This window comes from Nonlabens sp. Asnod3-A02 (genome assembly GCF_045063755.1).
GTDB classification, from domain to species: domain Bacteria; phylum Bacteroidota; class Bacteroidia; order Flavobacteriales; family Flavobacteriaceae; genus Nonlabens; species Nonlabens xylanidelens.
Genome location: NZ_JBEFOC010000007.1, coordinates 1293405 through 1310403, shown reverse-complemented (window position 1 = coordinate 1310403; position 16999 = coordinate 1293405). Strand labels below are relative to the sequence as shown.

The following is a 16999-nucleotide window of genomic DNA, read 5'->3' as shown; positions in this document are numbered from 1 at the left end:
TTATTTAATAAAGTTGAACCATTCTTGGAAGTACTTTCCTATGTATGGTAATAAATCTTGTTGATTGCGCAATGCGCTTACTAGACCTAATAGAGCTAGTAAAACCATCATGGTTATGATAATTAACGGTAGTAATAGTTGGTCTTCTGGTATGGCTCCAGAAAATACAGAAATGATTACTGCAATAATTCCTATACCGAACATTTGTCTTATGTGAAAGCTGGCAAATTTATTTCCTTTATTGTAATTAAGAATAACGGCAATTCCGAAAACGGCAACGAATACTATAAAATGAATGTATAGAAATATAGCACTGGCATAAGCTAGTATCGCTAGATTTTTTGCTGGTGGATTTTTACTCATTCCAGAGGGCTTTTTTATTATTGATAATTCCTATTACTTTTCCTTTCATAGTTTTACCTAAAAAAGCCGAGTTTTTTGATGTAGAAACAATATTGCTTTTTTCAAAGGTATAACTCGTTTCTGGCTCAAAAATAGTAAGGTTTGCTATCTGTCCTTCTTCTATTTGTGGTCTTTCTTGATTAAAGACCGCATAACCGTTAGTTAGTAATTCTACAGCTTTATCTGTAGCAATTAAGTTATTTAAAGCGCCAAAGGCACTTTCCATTCCAATTGTACCTGCAGTTGCTCTATCAAATTCTAGATCTTTATGTTCTATAGTTAGCGGCATGTGGTCGCTGGTCACTACATCTATCACGTCAGAATTAAGGAATTTCTGTAGTTGCTTTACTTCTTTATCATCTCTTAGTGGTGGTTGTAATTTAAAGTTAGCATCAAAGCTTTCTAATTCATTACTGGATAAAGTAAGATGATGTATGGAAACACTACAGCTTACATTTTTAGAAGACTTTTTATATTCCTTGATTAGTTTTAAACCTTCGGTAGTACTTACGGTAGGGATGTGCAATCTACCTTTTGTGTAGGCTGCTATTCTCAAATCTCGGGCTATTTGTAATTCTTCGGCTAGACTGGGCATGGATTTGAGACCTAGGTTGGTACTTACTAAGTCTTCATTTACCATTCCTTTTCCAGCAATGTCTTTATTTTGAGGATAAGACTGTACGACACCGTTAAAAGAAGAAGTGTATTGTAATCCTACTTTAAGAAGATTTGCATTAGTCACCTCATGTTTGTAGTCATAAAATGAAACGGCTCCTGCTTTTTGCATATCATACAATTCCGCAAGGTGTTCCCCATCTTGATGTAGAGTAAAAGAACCTACGGGCAATATACTCACTGCTTGATTTGCCGTAACATTCTTTAAATACATGACACCAGATTGATCTTGTGGATTAGGCTGATTGTTTGGGTTGAGCATTATAGTTGTAAAACCACCTGCAGCGGCAGCCTTGATACCATTTTTGAGTGTCTGTCTTTCTTCAAATCCTGGTTCTCCTAAGCTTACACTGGTATCAATCCATCCTATAGAAAGATGTAGGTTGTCTTTTTGGATGATTTTTGCGTCACTATTTTCTATAGACGACGCTATCTTTTCAATCTTACCATTTTTGATAAGGACATCTCGCTTTTTACCATTTAGGGTAGAAGTAGCGTCTATAATTGTAGCGTTCTTTAGTAATATCATTTTACAAACTTTAAAATCAATAGTTCACAAATAAGGAAGAATAATGCTCCCATAACAAAGTATTTCCACAAGGAAAGAATATTCTCTTCTTGATTGAGTTTATACAGCAAATCGTCTATAGATTCTGATAGGTTGTTACCTAAATCTGCATCAGAGTAATATTTTAGTTGATTTTCTGCCCTAGCTGTGTTAAAACTTAAGGTAGAAATGTTTTCATTTTTAACCGTCACATTGTAATTACCAGAAAGTGATAGTTCTTTACCAGCGGTAAGTAAAACATAATTATCATACGCTTGCTGTCTAGGTATGATTTGAGTAGACTCATTAGAAAGATTCAAAATATCATCTTGATTAACAGCGGTATTAATAGCAATCTCATTATTATTATCTAGTTCATAGTACAGTTGTGGGACTGGTAACGCGTTAATAGCCATGTTGTAAAAAACAGGAACAATAAGTGGAGAGTTTTGAAAATTACTGTTCTCTATATTTAAGCTAGTAGTAAATACATAAGTATTTTGATTTTTATATAAAAAGCTACTGCCATCTCCATACTTTAAAATAGGGTCTAGTGCGTTAGTACTTTTTAGTACACTATTTACATTAGGATATTGAAAGTTAGATATACGTTTATTAAAAACACCTTTAAATAATGGATGATTAAAATTAATGGTGGTTATTTTTTTGGAGATCTCATTAAACTCTATACCAGGTAAACCTATAGAAGTATAACTAGCCGTTGCTTTATCTGACGGTATTAGTACTAGATAGCCACCTTTGTTAGTTAATGAGTTGATCTCTTTACTTAGACTAGCTGGTACATTGATTACTTCATTGAGAATAACGATGTTCTGTTCTTTAATTAAATTATAGTTGATATCTCTTTCCTTAACACTGGTGTAATCAAATTGCTCATCACTATACAGTCTGTCTAAAAAATTAGAGTCGGCACCATTGATGCTCAATACCTTGATTTTCTTTTTAGATCCTGTACTTATAAAAAGCTCGTTGTCATAGCTAAGACCTTGATCTTCTAGATATATTCTTCCTGTAATAGGCTCATTAGCTTCAATTTCAAAAATCACCGTCCCTTTATTATTTTCTAATACGGTAGATGTTTTTGCTAGTAGAATGTTATTATTATCTAGAGATACGGTAACTGGTTGCTCTATTTTATAATTAGATCTAAGGTCTACTTGTATTTTAATACTGTTACTAGCCTGGCTAACTATAAATGCAGTGTCTATAGAAATATTATTGATTTCTTGAGGTTCTAATTTAACCAGTTCTCTTTTTACATTTTTAAGTGTGTCAGGAAAATCAGTTGCCGTACTGTTTTGAAAATCAGATATAAGAATTATTTCCTTGACCGCGTTTTTATCGTCTAGTAAAGAAGCAGCCTTAAGCTGTATTTGATCAAATGAAAGGACAGTGCTAGAGTAGTTGTTACTAAGCAACTCGTTAGTAATTTGCTGTCTGTTAGTATGTGCAAATACCTTATCATTAGTAAAAAGTGTAAAGACTTTGTCTGCAGGTAATTTTTCTAATAACTGGCTGGTTGCATTTTTATATAACTCTCCATTTTTTCCATTTAACTGCATGGAGTAGGAGTTATCTAGGTAGATAGCAGTCTGTTTTTCTTGAGTAGCAGTTTTACTACCAGGTAAAAAAGGTTGGGCAAATGCTATAACTATACAAGCAACAGCAGCACATCTAGCTAGTAAAGTAAGCCATTTTTTAAGTTGACGACTTTTTCTAGTCTGAGAAATAAGCGGTTTAAGAAAAGCAACATTAGTAAAAGAGACTTTACTGAATTTTCTCAGTTGAAAAAGATGAACAATAATAGGAACTATTAGAAAAAATAGGCCGTAAAGAATTATTGGGTTTTTAAATAACATCTATAGAAATTGCAATATCAAAGATACTGCCTTTGCTTAAAAAAGCCTCTATTTTCTTACGGTAAATATAAAGGTAGTTCCACAGTTAATTTGAGAATCACATTTAATAACACCGCCTAGTTTATCGACTAGTAATTTAACAGTAGAAAGCCCTATACCATTACCTTTTTTACCACTACGGTCTGTTTTATTAAGAGTAGTGAATAATTTAAAGATGTCTTTTTGCTTATCCTTAGGAATCCCTATACCGTTATCCTTTACAGCAACACGATAATATTTAGGCGTTTCTGTAGCTAGAATTTGAATTTTTATAAGGTCACTGTTGTTGTACTTAATACTGTTGCCTATAAGATTAAGAAGTATTTGTTCTATGGCAGCACTATTACTATATATAACCAGATTATCTTCTGGAAATACTATTTGAATATCATCTTTACGACCTAGCAACTCTTCTACTTTTTCAATAATGGAGTAAATATCAAATTGATCTTTTTCTTCTATAGCTAGTTGATCACTTTCATAATGGCTCAATATATTATCTACATAATGACTCATAGAAAAAGCAGAGTCTTTTATCGTTTTCAAATATCGCTTACCATCTGCATCTAAAATATCGCTATATTTATGAGACATCACATCACTAGTAAGTATCATATTTGCAAGTGGCATTTTCATGTCGTGAGAAACTACGTGAGCAAAATTTCTAAGCATCTCGTTATTCTCTTCTAATAATCGAGTTTTTTCTGAGAGATCAGTATTGCGTTTGTTGAGTTCTAGCTGTCTCATAACCAGATCTGCTATCATGATTAAGGACTGTTTTTGAGAATCATCTAGACTATGAGGTTTATCATCTAGAACGCAAACAGTACCTAGTGGTAAGTTGTTGCTATCTTTAAGTTGTACACCGGCATAAAATTTAACTCCATTTTCTACATTAACATAAGGATGGTCTTTAAAATCTTTATGTTTACTAGCGTCTTCTATGTAAAAAAAGTTATCGTCATCCATACTTGTGGCATGAGAGCAGAAACTTAATTCTCTAGGAGTACTGTCTAATTTTAAACCATTTTGTGATTTAAACCACACCTCGTTTTTATCTACTATAGAGATAAGGCTTTTAGGTACCTTAGTAAGTTTACAGGCTAGTTCGGTTAATTCGTCCAGTACTTTTTCACGATCTGTTTCTATATGAAACGACTCCAAATATGCAATACGTTCATCCTCTTTAGGATGTAAAGGAGCAGTTACCATATGATTAGATTAAACAGATTCCATCAAAGTTAGTCTTATTAATTAAAAATATGATGAAAATAAATTCTTTTTTCCTACAATTCTTTAAATGCTCCTAGGCCGAATAATGCAAAATCATATTTTATAGGATCTACTGGATCAAACTTGCGCAATACTTTATCTAACTCTGCGACAGATTTTGCGTCGTTTTGTTTGCGTTTCAATAACTTGAGTTTACGAGCTACATTACCAGTGTGTACATCTAGTGGTAATGAAAGTGCGCTCATAGGTATAGAATTCCAGATCCCAAAATCAACACCTGCATTATCTTTTCTCACCATCCATCTCAGGTACATGTTGATCCTTTTTGCACTGCTATTTTTCATGGGATCACTCACGTGTTTTTGTGTACGTTGCAAATGATCTACCTCAAAGAAGATGGTTTTAAATTGTGAGATGGCTTTTTGTAAATTGTTTTGTTCTAGATACGCTTTCGCGAAAGCGTGCTCTAAACCATCATACTTACTCTCAATATGTTGTAGAGATCGCATAAAGGTCTTGCAGTCCTCACTATTAAAAGTGCGGTGGACAAAACCATCAAACCTATCGAGATCATTTTCTTCATGATTCTTTATAAAATCTGCTGGAGAATGTTCCATCAATTCCATCAATTTGTTAGAATTGTTGATTATGGATTTACGATTTCCCCATGCGATGGTAGCGACTAAAAAGCCAGCAATTTCTATATCTTTCTTATCGGTAAAAAGATGAGGAATTTGAATAGGATCGTGCGGTATAAAATCTGGCGTGTTGTATTGCTCTACTTTTATATCTAGAAATTCTTTAAGTTCTTTACGATTCATTTATAAAAATTTACCATCGCTCATTACTAGTTTACGATCTGCAAGGTTTGCAAGTTCATCGTTATGTGTGACGATTACAAAAGTCTGATTAAATTCTTCTCTCAGTTGAAATATGAGTTGGTGAAGATCATTTGCAGTTGCACTGTCTAGATTACCTGTAGGCTCGTCTGCAAAAATAACTTTAGGATTATTGATCAATGCTCTAGCTACTGCCACGCGTTGTTGTTCACCACCAGAAAGTGCTCCAGGTTTATGATTAAATCTATCAGATAGTTTTAAATAGGATAGAAGTTCTTTGGCTCTTTTCTCTGCGGTAGCCTTATCGGTATTTGCAATATATGCTGGAATGCATACGTTCTCCAATGCCGTAAACTCCGGTAATAATTGATGAAATTGAAATATAAAGCCTAGAGAATTATTTCTAAATTTACTGAGTTGTTTTCCTTTTAATTTTATAATGTCAGTGCCGTCTATTTCTAGGCTACTACCTGGTTTAAAATCTGGTTGTTCTAGTGTTCCTAATATGTGCAGTAGTGTTGTTTTACCTGCACCAGAGCTACCTACAACACTAGCTATCTCTCCTGTTTTTATCTCTAGATCTACACCTTTTAATACTTGTAAATCTCCAAAACTTTTATAAATCTGTGTTGCTTTAATCATAAGTACAAAGTAATGGATTTTTATGCTTTAAACCATTTTTTTGCATTATTAAAGTCTAAGAAATACGTAACTCTCAACGATACATTATTTCTAGTAGGTTGCTTTAATAAATCGTCTAGACTTTCTTGATAAGAAATGGTTCCTTGATCATTTTGATTAAAGATACTATTGCGGTATAATAATGTAGCTTCACTACCAGGTGCAAATCTCCAAGAATAGGATAAATCTAGATTCCAAATATTAAAATTTGCATCTGGATTCACACCTTCGTCTAGAGCATAATCGCTTTCTTCACTTGTACCATCTGATTGTAGTTCTAGAAAATCACGATTAAATCTAGCCTTAGACCAGAAATTTCTAAAAGAAAGACTCAATGCTTGCTTGTTATTAAAGTTATACGTCCCTGAAATTCTATTTTCCACAGAGTGTGTGTTTCTTCTACTCATTATGGCCTGATCGTTATCTATGGTTACATAGCTTAATCTATTATCGCTCTTATCCCAATTAAAATTATAGATAAGTAAAAATTTGTCAGAGAATCTATACCTAGGGCTTAGATCAAAATCATAGCTGTGTTCTAGGTCGTTAAATCTTTTAAATCTAGATATGCTCATGTCTAGTGCGAGTTTCTTACGGTAATCTGTAGAGATAAAACCGCTTGTGTAGTAAGAAGAATTATAACGAACAATTTGATCTGGAATTCTAGATTCAAATTGATTTAAATTTCTAGTTGTAATATCAAATGTAGCACCGAAGGCAAGACGCTCACGTGTGAAAAAGAAAGGGTTAAAGGTAAGCTGACTGTTTAAATGTAAATCTGGACTGGCCTGTCTACGGTGTCTAACTCTCGTTCTTAATTCATATCTGTTAAAAATACCTTGTGGGGTAAATTGAACGTAATCTAGATTTCCTGCAAAAATGCTAGAGTTGGTTTCAAAGTTTATACCTAGGTCGTTAGGATCCCAGTTTTTACCGGTATAATAATAACCTAAAAAGGGTCTCCATTTACCAGTTGTGCGTTCCCATGTAGCCTGAGCTTGATAACCTGTATCTGTTCCGGTAGGTGTAAAACGATTGCTCATTTTTAACTCAGTACCATAATTATTTGCTGCTTTTTTATCGTTGTGATTTAAAACAATAGCGGTCACGTTTGCATCAGTAAAACTTCCATTTCTTATGGTGCTCGCATTAGCTAGAGAGATAGAGCTATTTGCACTGAACTGTTGGTCCAGTACTAACATGTTATAGTTAGTAAGCGCCTCTGTTACCACTTTACGAGTAGTACCGTCGAGATCGTTGTTTACTATGGCTTCAGTTTTTTCGGTAATGGCATTTAGAAAACCTACACCTAGTCTACCTTTAGTTCTTCCCGTAATTTTAATAGCGTTAAGCAATTGTGCTTTACTAGGGTTTTCAACCACAGACTCATCTTCTTGTAAATTTAGATTGCCAGATCCACTAGGTCTTTTTCCTATTCTACGTGAGAAAAATATACCTCCTTTATTAAAAAGGTCTGTACCTTCATTAAAAAATGCTCTGTTCTCCCCAAAGGCTTGTTCAAATGGTCCTAAATTAAGCCTTACCTGATCAAACGCAACCTGTCCAAAGTCAGGGATAAGTGTCGCATCTAGGGTAAAGGCATCATTTATACCGTATTTAAGGTCCATTCCTGCGCTGTATTCTGTGGTAGAATTACCATCAAAATTATCGTGAATAATAGAAGCATAAGGATACAAGTTTAACCTCAACGGCGGATCGATTTTTTCTACACCAGTAAGTAAAGCATCATATTGTGTGCCTACACCTTTTGTTATGTCTAGAAAGTTATAAGTGTATTCTTCATTAATAGAACGTATTTTTCTAAATATTTGAAAACTCCAGTTTTGAATATCTACCTCTGGAAAACGTAGGGTGCGATAAGGGATTTTCATTTCTACATACCATCCACGTTCATTAATACTCGTTTCTGATTGAAAAACTACGTTGTAACTAAAATCCTCACGATCTCCCTCGGCAATGGCATCACCTAGAGCGTTTGCACTAGTTGCATAAAACCTAGTCTGGTTAATCTGATTGTTATAGGTATTTATAAAGAATCCAAAAAGGTCTGCTTGTGCGTTTACATCATCTCTTTGAGAGAACTGTCTCGCAATATTTTGTGCATCATTATCATATAAAAAGCCAGCAACATATAAAGCGTTATCATCGTAGGCTATTTTAAACTCTGTCTTATGAGTATCTCTTTCCTTTAAACCATTAGTAGGTTCTGTCATTATAAAATTATTTCCTACAGGAATAGGGTCCCAAAAACTTTCAAATGGATTCCCATCAATAACAGGTGTAGTTGTAACTCTTGTGGCATGGTACGTTTTTCTCTTAACTACTAGAGAGTCTGAGGTTGCTGTAGATGATTGCGCTTTCGCGAAAGCGGAACAAAAAAGGATTGCAAAGAAAAAATAATGAATTTTACTCATAAAATTTAAACAAAAAGCAAATCTAAGGACTACAAAAAATGAATTCATTAAAGACTTGTTAATTAAAGTAAAAATTGAGCTCTCGGTTGTAAATTGTAAATAAAAAAAGGATGATGGAAAAAGCGATTTTAGCAGGTGGATGTTTTTGGTGTACCGAAGCCGTTTTTCAAAGAGTGAAAGGAGTGGAGCAGGTGCGATCTGGTTTTTGTGGTGGTTTTATTAAAAACCCTCCATATAGAGAGGTGATGCAAGGAAGAACTGGTCATGCAGAGGCTATTGAAATAACTTATAACAATGATATAGTTTCATTTAAAGAATTATTACAAGTATTTATGGCTACTCATGATCCTACTACTTTAAATAGGCAACAATATGATGTAGGTACACAATATAGAAGTGCTATTCTATATGTAAATGAAGAGCAAGAGAAAATAGCTAAAGAGCTGGTTAGAGAACTCGATGCATCTTCTACATTTGACGATCCTATTGTTACTGAAATAGCACCTGCAACTGAGTTTTATCTAGCCGAAGAAGGGCATAATGATTATTACAATAATAATCGTGATCAACGATACTGTCAGGTGATTATAGATCCTAAGATTAAGAAATTAATGGATGGCTTTAAAGAGCTCGCAGTGTAAAATAAAAAAGCTCCTTTATGGAGCTTTTTTATTATGAATGATCTACATCTATGACATTTTCTTCTTTTTCTACACCTGATTTGATCAGGTAAGTATAACACCACATTATGGTAAATGATGGAATCACGTCCATACCTGGCATTAATTCTTCTATGGTTGTAAGTACCCCAGCTGTTACTCCAGATTTACCTGGATATAATTTGGTCATTAAATAACCTGCAATGGGTGCCCAACCTAAATCCAGTATTTCAGTAAACCCTAGTGGTACAGATGCCATACCAATTAGGTCTAATACAATACTAGCAATTAATTTTGAACGTTTTGATTGAAACATATATTTGAATTTAATACTAGTGTATAGTCAAATAACGTTCCAAAAAGAGGTTTTAGTGTAATTTTGAGCTAATTAGGTTCATAAACTCGCTACGTGTTTCTACTTTTTCAAATTGGCCTCTGAAACCACTAGTGGTGGTAACGCTGTTTTGTTTTTGTACGCCGCGCATCATCATACACATATGAGAAGCTTCTATAACTACAGCAACACCTTGCGGCTTTAATGTTTTATCTATGCACTCTAATATGTCGTGAGTAAGTCTTTCTTGAACTTGTAATCTACGTGCAAACACGTCTACTATACGAGGTATCTTAGAAAGCCCTACGATATGTCCATTAGGTATATAAGCGATGTGTGCTTTACCAAAGAAAGGCAGCATGTGGTGCTCGCATAAAGAATATAACTCTATATCTTTAATTATTACCATGTCGTTGTAATCCTCTGCAAACATAGCTCCTTTAAGGATTTCAGCTGGGTCTATATCATAACCAGACGTTAGAAACTGCATTGCTTTGGCAGCTCTTTCTGGAGTTTTAACAAGCCCTTCTCGAGTTACATCTTCTCCTATTTCTTTAATAACGTCGCGATACTTGTCCTGAATCTCTTCGGTGATCTTAATGTTATACTCTTCAAAAACTCTATATGGCGCCATAATATTAATATATGATTCAAAGTTAATCCAAAATCGTTTAACTAAATAATTGAGATGTTAAACGTTTAAAAATTTAAAGTTACACCTAAAGTGTTTGTTGTGGCTGTTATGTTAAACACCATTTTTTTTGGATTCTGGCCAGTTTTACCTGTACCGTACCTTTTCTCACCATAACCATTTCTAGTATCTAAGTACCTGTCTACAGCTTCTACAGTAGCTATAGTAATAGCCATACTAAGAACTACGTCTGTTAAAAAGTGTGCTCCTGCCCATAATCTAGATACTGGCGATATGAGACCTACCGTATAAATACCAGCTTTTACAAATGGGTTATCAAAATGTTTTGCTAGGGCATAAGCTGTGGTAAATGCAAGTACAGTGTGTCCAGATGGAAATGATCTAAAACCAGACTCTCCTGAAAATGGTCTAAATTCATTTCTCCCTAGATCAGTTTCTGGTCTAGCTCTTCCTGTTAATGTCTTTAATATTTGTTGTAAAAGTCCACCAGCTGTTGCGCTAGATATCATTAAGACACCAGTACGTCTCCATTCTGGGTCTTTAGTTATTAATCCGTAAGCATAAATACCAGCAGTAACACCATAATTGTTTTGCGGACTACCAAAATACCAACCAAAATCTTTGATTAATTCTGGTACATCCTTTTCTTGTCTTCTAAAATAATCGCTGGACTCATTATCAAATGTATAAAGACCACCAACTAATAATCCAGTGGCTCCAGCTCTATAGAAGTCATTTTTTTGCCAATTAAAAGGTCTCAGATAGGAGTAGCCAACACCATTAAGTGCATTAAGACCATCGTATTTAAGTAATTGCCATGTATTCATTTCTTCTACATCTACAGCTGTATAAGAATCTGGCTTGAAATTTTGCGAATAAAGACTGGAAACAGCCAATAATAGCACTAACGTAAAAATATTTTTCAAAAAATTCATAGATGCAAAATTAAGTAATTCAAGTAGTTATTAACCTATGCGAATTAAGTCATTTTTATTTTTCATTTTTATTGTTGCACTTTATAAAATAGTATTATATTTGCAACCGCTTAGAGATAATTTAAGCATTAGGGCTCGTAGCTCAGCTGGATAGAGCACCTCCCTTCTAAGGAGGCGGTCATAGGTTCGAATCCTATCGGGCTCACAAAAACGTTCTTACTTAATTGTAAGGACGTTTTTTGCTTTATATCAATTTCCTACTTAATCTTTTCTTATAAAGCATAAAAAAAGTGCTTTTGTCTTTTATCGACAAAAGCACTTTTCTATAAAAATTAACTGATTTATTGAACTGTGTAAGTCGTTAAATTTTGAGTTGTTAAAATACTAGCACTTTGTGGTACTGGTAACGTAAGACCTAAAGTTGAATAATCTCTTAATTCATAATCTAGTTGATTATCTGATTTTATTAAACCTATGTCCTTTGACCAGTAATTATCTACAACTATAACGTCTTGAGGATCTAATAAAGGTACTTGTTGAGTAAAATTACCTATTGTTACATCTGTAGATATTGTTGCGTTGATAATAAGTTGTGAGTGTATAATATCTCTATAAGTAACACCTTCTACTACCATTTGAGCTACATCTGCCTGTTGTACAGTTCTAACTTGATACGTGATATCTAGATCATAAACATCTACTGTTTGTGAGGTAGTACCAGTTGTTGAGAACAGCTCAGTGTTAACGTTTGCATTTTGATCATATAAGGTACCATTTACAATAGCTACATTAAAATTACTTAAACCTTGTAAGCCGAAGTCAATGTTTCCATTACCTATTAAAGTACCGTTTTCATCCTTTAAAGCTCCACCACTTAAAATACGTGTCATGAATCCTGCAGGATCAGTGGGATCTGATGTAAGTGTGAACTCTGTACCAGAGACTGTCTCTACCGTAAGGGATTCGTTAGAAGGTGTGTCTGTACCTGTTGTTATTTCAAAATCCCATGTATTTGTAACAGACAGTGGAAAATAATTAAAGTCTGTGTTAGTCATGTTGCCGTCATTATCATCGCTAGAATCACATGATATGAAAGCTATTAAGCAAAAAGCAAATAGGATTTTGTTGAACATAATTAGTTGTTTTGAATTTTATTAGGATTAGGAGCTGAGATGGGGAAGTCTAGTTTTGAAGCAAACTCTACTGGTACACTATAACTTACCGTTACTGCTTTACCATTTTTCATAGCAGGCTTTAAAGTAGGCAACATATTTAAAACACGACTCATTTCTTTTTTCAAAATGTCTTGAGTAGACACAGAAGAAATACCTTCTATACGACCTTCTTCATTTATTGAAAATTGAGATACAACTCGTTGCTTTCCTAAAAGGTTACTTTGTTTAGCAAGATCTTTATTAATGTTTTTATTGATAAAACTTGTAATGCTAGTTGAAAAACAGTTTTTAGAATCTTCTATTTTACAGTTATCAAATAATGGTGCTTGATCAACGTTGTCGATCGATAATGCTTCTAAGGATGAGCTTTGAGCATAACCTATTGATCCTACTAGAAGCGTTGCGATTATAAGTATTTTTTTCATTTTCTATTATTTTTTTTCAAATATATTAGATTTAGCAAGCATTAAGTTAAAAGTAGTGTAGCTTTTATTTCATGTGGTTTTTATCCTAATTTATTAACTGTTTATCTTAATTAATAAGGTGCGTAGGTCACTGGTATGCTATATGGCACCGACACAGGTTCTCCTTTTTGTAAACCAGGTATCATTTTAGGGATACTATAAACGACTCTTTTTGCTTCCAAAGCTAAGAATTTGTTAGAACCTCGTGCTCTTACGTGTGATATTATACCTTCTTCATTAACCGAGTATAGTACATAGGTTCTTGTTCTTTTTTGGACTCCAAATTGTTTTCCTATAGAACTGTCATAATTCCTACTTATGTGTCTTTGTAATGTGCGATTAGTACATCGTTGAATTTCTGTATTTGTAGTATCTGGACAACTTTCAAACCTAGGTTGTTTTTCTATCACTTGAAAATCTTTAATATTTATAGGTTTATCATCATGGATGCTTTCTTTTTCATCTTCTTCCATCTTTGATTTTTTATAAGCTTCTTCTTCATAAGTTAGTTCTAGAAGTATTTGTGCTTTTTTAGAGTAAGAGGAATAAGTGGTATTCATGTCTAAAACCTTTTGATAATAAGTTCTAGCGTCTTCAGTTTTACCATAAGCGTGTAAGATAAAACCTCTTAGGTAATACAATTCTTCTAATTCTGTTGGATCATTATCTTGAATGGCTTTGTCTATAAGATCTGTACCTAAATCAATTTCTCCTGAAGATAAAGCTATTTTTGCCTTTGAATAATTAGAAATTACAACCTCATTTACTGTTGCTACTTTTTTAGATTTACAAGACGGTAGTAGAAGTATCGCAGCGACAATTATAAATAGAATGTTTTTCATAAAGATATTTTACATGTAAAATTGAATGTTACCTACAAAGCTAATGCTATTGATGCATTATATTTGCTCACATGGCAGGAAATACCTTTGGTAAAAACTTTACCGTTACAACATATGGAGAATCACATGGCGCTGCAATAGGTGGTGTTATAGATGGTTGCCCAGCAGGAATAGATATAGATCTAGAAGCAATTCAATACGATCTAGATAGACGCAAACCAGGACAAAGTAAAATTGTTACACAACGCAAAGAAAGCGATACGGTGCAGTTTTATTCGGGAATATTTGAAGGGAAAACTACAGGAACTCCTATAGGTTTTCAGATTGTAAATGAGAACCAAAAGTCAAAAGACTATTCCCATATAAAAGATACTTTTAGACCTAGTCATGCAGATAAGGTGTATGAAGATAAATATGGACATCGTGATTATCGCGGTGGTGGTCGCAGCAGCGCTAGAGAAACGGCTAGTAGAGTAGTAGCAGGTGCTATCGCAAAACAAATGCTTTCACAAATTAAAGTGACTGCGTTCACTAGTAGTGTAGGTGATATTTTTATTGATAAACCTTATCAAGCACTTGACTTCTCAGAAATTGAAAACAATATCGTACGCTGTGCAGACCCAGTTACTGCAAAAGCTATGGAAGAAAGAATACTCCAAATAAGAAAAGAAGGAGATACCATAGGTGGTACTATAACTTGCGTTGTGCAAGGAGTACCGGCAGGATTAGGAGAACCAGCCTTTGATAAACTACATGCAGATATAGGAAAAGCGATGCTATCCATAAATGCGGTAAAAGGTTTTGAGTACGGTAGTGGTTTTTGCGGTGCAAAAATGAAAGGTAGTGAGCATAACGATCTATATAACACAGACGGTACGACCAAAACTAATTTAAGTGGTGGTATACAAGGTGGTATTTCTAACGGTATGGACATCTATTTTAGAGTAGCTTTTAAACCAGTAGCAACTATAATGCAATCACAAGAAACCATTAATTCTAATGGTGATATAGTAGAGATGCAAGGTAAAGGTAGGCACGACCCATGTGTGGTGCCTAGAGCTGTAGTTATCGTAGAAGCTATGGCAGCCTTAGTTCTTGCAGATCATTTTTTGAGAGCACGTACATCAAAAATTTAATATGTCGGTACGAGATTTATTTAGATTAGTATTTAAAAGTATAGGGGTAGTAAGTTTATTCTACGTGTTTATCAGTTTGTTTTCATTAGTATTTCCTATTATAGAAAGTGAAAACACAATGAGTATTTTATTAATGGCTGCATCCTTATTGTTAGTCAGTATAGCTATTTACTTTGTTTTTTTTGTGTTTGTAGACCAGCTTATAACTGTTTTAAAATTGGATAAAGGTTTTGATACTACACAGATCACACTAGGAGCTGTGAAAACAGAAAAAATATTTGAAGTGATTTTGTTCACTTTGGGAATGATGAATATCATTGATGTACTTCCAGATTTCTTGCATTGGATGTTTAAAAAGTTTCAAAGTGATGTTTCCCACAGCACTAACGATTTATATTTAAACGACTTTTATTCAGGATCAGTCACTTATGACATTACCTATGATATTTTTTATTTACTCATAGGACTACTCGTTATTTTGCTTAGAAAGCAGATAATCAAATTGTTAGATTAAGATAGTTTTAGTTTCGCTTTCGCGAAAGCGGAAACACCACAAAAACTTTAAGTATATTACACCACATAGAAAAAAAGAAGACGTCTTTACATGAAGAAATTAGCATTACACTGGCAGATATTAATAGGAATGATTCTCGGAATCGCATTTGGGTTTATTCTTATGCAACTAGGTTGGGGACAAGAAGAAATTTTTGTTAAAACTATTGCCTCAAAGGTAGATATTAAGAATAGTATCGTTGATGGTAAAATTATTACTACAGAATCTATTATACCAGCTAAAGATGTTTATATTTCTAATGCACGTCATTTTGTTAGTCGTTGGATAGAGCCTTTTGGTAAAATCTTTGTCAACCTTCTTAAATTAATAGCTGTACCATTAATTCTGGCATCTCTTATAAAAGGAATATCCGACCTTAAGGATATTGCAAAATTCCGTAATATGGGATTGCGTACTGTGGTTATATATATTGCAACCACGGTAATAGCTATTTCTATAGGTCTTGTGTTAGTAAACGTTTTTGAACCAGGAGAAGGAATTTCTCAACAAACTATAGACAATCTGAGTGCTACGTATGAGGGCAATTCAAATATTCAAGGAAAACTAGCGACTGCTGCAGCTCAAAAAGATGCTGGACCATTGCAAGCGCTGGTTGATATGGTACCTAGCAATGCCGTTGCTGCGATGTCTAACAATAGTCTCATGTTGCAAGTAATTTTCTTTGCAATATTCTTAGGGATTTCTATGCTATTAATAGGAGAGAAAAGAGCACAACCATTAAAAGACTTTTTTGATAGTTTAAATGATGTTGTTCTTAAAATGGTAGATCTTATCATGCTTTTTGCTCCATTTGCTGTATTTGCATTATTAGCGACAGTAGTAGTAACGTCAGATGATCCAGAGGTGCTTCTTGCTTTACTTTATTATGCACTTACTGTAGTGGCTGGTCTAGTATTAATGATAGTGGTTTACTGTGTGATTTTTGCGCTTTACGTTAAAAAATCTCCATTGTGGTTCTTAAAACAAATTGCACCAGCACAATTACTTGCCTTTTCAACTAGTTCGAGCGCGGCTACATTACCAGTTACTATGGAACGTGTAGAAGAGCATATGGGTGTGGAGAAAGAGGTTGCTAGTTTTGTGCTACCGGTAGGAGCCACCATTAATATGGATGGTACGAGTCTTTATCAGGCAGTTGCAGCCGTATTTGTGTGTCAGGCCTTGGGTATTGATCTATCTTTGAGTGCACAGTTAACAATTGTCTTAACTGCCTTGCTAGCTTCTATAGGTAGTGCTGCCGTACCAGGTGCTGGAATGGTTATGTTAGTAATCGTGCTAGAATCAATTGATTTCCCTAGCGACTTATTACCAGTTGCTTTAGCATTAATTTTTGCAGTAGATAGACCTCTTGACATGTTGCGTACAACAGTAAATGTCACTGGTGACGCAACAGTCGCGTCAGTAGTAGCAAAGTCACTTGGTAAATTTGGTAAACCTAAAGTAAAAGATTGGGATGATCATCTAGACGAAGTATCCTCTTAGTGATTTTGTTAACGC

At 34.2% G+C, this 16999-nt stretch carries 17 protein-coding genes and 1 tRNA gene; 5 read left to right on the top strand and 13 right to left on the bottom strand.

The genetic code is table 11. The annotated features are described in order from the left end of the window. The 7 genes from ACJJVN_RS09415 to ACJJVN_RS09385 all read right to left on the bottom strand — a co-directional run bounded on the left by ACJJVN_RS09415 (position 1) and on the right by ACJJVN_RS09385 (position 8731). Entirely contained in the window at positions 1–363 is a 363-nt protein-coding gene (locus tag ACJJVN_RS09415; RefSeq protein ID WP_104514983.1) for a hypothetical protein, read from the bottom strand. Further along, positions 356–1606, bottom strand: a complete 1251-nt coding sequence (locus ACJJVN_RS09410) for a dihydroorotase (RefSeq protein WP_405377920.1) — start codon at positions 1604–1606, stop codon at positions 356–358. The genes ACJJVN_RS09415 and ACJJVN_RS09410 overlap by 8 nt, the downstream gene beginning before the upstream one ends. Next, entirely contained in the window at positions 1603–3504 is a 1902-nt protein-coding gene (locus tag ACJJVN_RS09405) for a vWA domain-containing protein (RefSeq protein ID WP_405377919.1), read from the bottom strand. Before ACJJVN_RS09405 ends, ACJJVN_RS09410 begins: the two co-directional genes overlap by 4 nt. A gap of 48 nt (positions 3505–3552) precedes the next feature. Then, positions 3553–4755, bottom strand: coding sequence for an ATP-binding protein (locus ACJJVN_RS09400; protein WP_405377918.1), 1203 nt, complete (start codon positions 4753–4755; stop codon positions 3553–3555). Positions 4756–4829: 74 nt separating this feature from the next. Further along, positions 4830–5597: a TIGR02757 family protein gene (locus tag ACJJVN_RS09395; protein WP_405377917.1), complete on the bottom strand. Its 768-nt coding sequence runs from the start codon at positions 5595–5597 to the stop codon at positions 4830–4832. After that, entirely contained in the window at positions 5598–6257 is a 660-nt protein-coding gene (locus tag ACJJVN_RS09390) for an ABC transporter ATP-binding protein (RefSeq protein WP_405377916.1), read from the bottom strand. It abuts the gene before it with no gap. Positions 6258–6277: 20 nt separating this feature from the next. After that, positions 6278–8731 (bottom strand): DUF5916 domain-containing protein, encoded by a 2454-nt coding sequence (locus ACJJVN_RS09385; RefSeq protein WP_405377915.1) that lies wholly within the window; start codon positions 8729–8731, stop codon positions 6278–6280. Between the two features lie 113 nt (positions 8732–8844). Between ACJJVN_RS09385 and msrA the strand changes: the two genes are divergently transcribed. Continuing rightward, positions 8845–9372: a peptide-methionine (S)-S-oxide reductase MsrA gene (msrA, locus tag ACJJVN_RS09380; protein ID WP_405368698.1), complete on the top strand. Its 528-nt coding sequence runs from the start codon at positions 8845–8847 to the stop codon at positions 9370–9372. A gap of 31 nt (positions 9373–9403) precedes the next feature. Here the strand turns inward: msrA and ACJJVN_RS09375 are convergent, their stop codons facing one another. The 3 genes from ACJJVN_RS09375 to ACJJVN_RS09365 all read right to left on the bottom strand — a co-directional run bounded on the left by ACJJVN_RS09375 (position 9404) and on the right by ACJJVN_RS09365 (position 11311). Beyond that, on the bottom strand, positions 9404–9706 hold the full coding sequence (locus ACJJVN_RS09375) for a hypothetical protein (RefSeq protein ID WP_104514975.1): 303 nt from the start codon (positions 9704–9706) through the stop codon (positions 9404–9406). Positions 9707–9758: 52 nt separating this feature from the next. After that, positions 9759–10358, bottom strand: a complete 600-nt coding sequence (gene folE / locus ACJJVN_RS09370; protein WP_104514974.1) for a GTP cyclohydrolase I FolE — start codon at positions 10356–10358, stop codon at positions 9759–9761. 65 nt (positions 10359–10423) lie between these two features. After that, positions 10424–11311 carry a phosphatase PAP2 family protein gene (locus tag ACJJVN_RS09365; RefSeq protein WP_405368696.1) on the bottom strand — a complete coding sequence of 296 codons (888 nt, stop codon included), beginning with the start codon at positions 11309–11311 and terminating at the stop codon, positions 10424–10426. A gap of 131 nt (positions 11312–11442) precedes the next feature. Here ACJJVN_RS09365 and ACJJVN_RS09360 point away from each other — a divergent pair. Then, positions 11443–11516: transfer RNA gene (locus ACJJVN_RS09360), tRNA-Arg, on the top strand. Positions 11517–11652: 136 nt separating this feature from the next. On the opposite strand, the gene ACJJVN_RS09355 is transcribed toward ACJJVN_RS09360, so the two are convergent. The 3 genes from ACJJVN_RS09355 to ACJJVN_RS09345 all read right to left on the bottom strand — a co-directional run bounded on the left by ACJJVN_RS09355 (position 11653) and on the right by ACJJVN_RS09345 (position 13792). Further along, complete coding sequence (locus tag ACJJVN_RS09355; RefSeq protein ID WP_405377914.1) at positions 11653–12444, bottom strand: chorismate synthase; 792 nt, start codon at positions 12442–12444, stop codon at positions 11653–11655. Positions 12445–12446: 2 nt separating this feature from the next. Next, a complete protein-coding gene (locus tag ACJJVN_RS09350; RefSeq protein WP_405377913.1) occupies positions 12447–12911 on the bottom strand; it encodes an energy transducer TonB in 465 nt (154 codons plus the stop codon). A 110-nt stretch (positions 12912–13021) separates the two neighbouring features. Then, on the bottom strand, positions 13022–13792 hold the full coding sequence (locus ACJJVN_RS09345; protein WP_405377912.1) for a tetratricopeptide repeat protein: 771 nt from the start codon (positions 13790–13792) through the stop codon (positions 13022–13024). 71 nt (positions 13793–13863) lie between these two features. Here ACJJVN_RS09345 and aroC point away from each other — a divergent pair, with 71 nt between their 5' ends. The 3 genes from aroC to ACJJVN_RS09330 all read left to right on the top strand — a co-directional run bounded on the left by aroC (position 13864) and on the right by ACJJVN_RS09330 (position 16984). Continuing rightward, positions 13864–14928, top strand: a complete 1065-nt coding sequence (gene aroC / locus ACJJVN_RS09340) for a chorismate synthase (protein WP_405377911.1) — start codon at positions 13864–13866, stop codon at positions 14926–14928. Between the two features lies 1 nt (position 14929). Then, the gene (locus tag ACJJVN_RS09335; RefSeq protein WP_405377910.1) at positions 14930–15442 is read left to right on the top strand and encodes a hypothetical protein; all 513 of its coding nucleotides are present in this window, start codon (positions 14930–14932) and stop codon (positions 15440–15442) included. A gap of 90 nt (positions 15443–15532) precedes the next feature. Next, on the top strand, positions 15533–16984 hold the full coding sequence (locus ACJJVN_RS09330; RefSeq protein ID WP_405377909.1) for a dicarboxylate/amino acid:cation symporter: 1452 nt from the start codon (positions 15533–15535) through the stop codon (positions 16982–16984). Positions 16985–16999: the final 15 nt, after the last annotated feature.

What these genes read in the sequence shown, in the direction of transcription:
- ACJJVN_RS09415 (WP_104514983.1), bottom strand. Translation starts at nt 363, where the DNA reads ATGAGTAAAAATCCACCAGCAAAAAATCTAGCGATACTAGCTTATGCC.
- ACJJVN_RS09410 (WP_405377920.1), bottom strand. Translation starts at nt 1,606, where the DNA reads ATGATATTACTAAAGAACGCTACAATTATAGACGCTACTTCTACCCTA.
- ACJJVN_RS09405 (WP_405377919.1), bottom strand. Translation starts at nt 3,504, where the DNA reads ATGTTATTTAAAAACCCAATAATTCTTTACGGCCTATTTTTTCTAATA.
- ACJJVN_RS09400 (WP_405377918.1), bottom strand. Translation starts at nt 4,755, where the DNA reads ATGGTAACTGCTCCTTTACATCCTAAAGAGGATGAACGTATTGCATAT.
- ACJJVN_RS09395 (WP_405377917.1), bottom strand. Translation starts at nt 5,597, where the DNA reads ATGAATCGTAAAGAACTTAAAGAATTTCTAGATATAAAAGTAGAGCAA.
- ACJJVN_RS09390 (WP_405377916.1), bottom strand. Translation starts at nt 6,257, where the DNA reads ATGATTAAAGCAACACAGATTTATAAAAGTTTTGGAGATTTACAAGTA.
- ACJJVN_RS09385 (WP_405377915.1), bottom strand. Translation starts at nt 8,731, where the DNA reads ATGAGTAAAATTCATTATTTTTTCTTTGCAATCCTTTTTTGTTCCGCT.
- msrA (WP_405368698.1), top strand. Translation starts at nt 8,845, where the DNA reads ATGGAAAAAGCGATTTTAGCAGGTGGATGTTTTTGGTGTACCGAAGCC.
- ACJJVN_RS09375 (WP_104514975.1), bottom strand. Translation starts at nt 9,706, where the DNA reads ATGTTTCAATCAAAACGTTCAAAATTAATTGCTAGTATTGTATTAGAC.
- folE (WP_104514974.1), bottom strand. Translation starts at nt 10,358, where the DNA reads ATGGCGCCATATAGAGTTTTTGAAGAGTATAACATTAAGATCACCGAA.
- ACJJVN_RS09365 (WP_405368696.1), bottom strand. Translation starts at nt 11,311, where the DNA reads ATGAATTTTTTGAAAAATATTTTTACGTTAGTGCTATTATTGGCTGTT.
- ACJJVN_RS09355 (WP_405377914.1), bottom strand. Translation starts at nt 12,444, where the DNA reads ATGTTCAACAAAATCCTATTTGCTTTTTGCTTAATAGCTTTCATATCA.
- ACJJVN_RS09350 (WP_405377913.1), bottom strand. Translation starts at nt 12,911, where the DNA reads ATGAAAAAAATACTTATAATCGCAACGCTTCTAGTAGGATCAATAGGT.
- ACJJVN_RS09345 (WP_405377912.1), bottom strand. Translation starts at nt 13,792, where the DNA reads ATGAAAAACATTCTATTTATAATTGTCGCTGCGATACTTCTACTACCG.
- aroC (WP_405377911.1), top strand. Translation starts at nt 13,864, where the DNA reads ATGGCAGGAAATACCTTTGGTAAAAACTTTACCGTTACAACATATGGA.
- ACJJVN_RS09335 (WP_405377910.1), top strand. Translation starts at nt 14,930, where the DNA reads ATGTCGGTACGAGATTTATTTAGATTAGTATTTAAAAGTATAGGGGTA.
- ACJJVN_RS09330 (WP_405377909.1), top strand. Translation starts at nt 15,533, where the DNA reads ATGAAGAAATTAGCATTACACTGGCAGATATTAATAGGAATGATTCTC.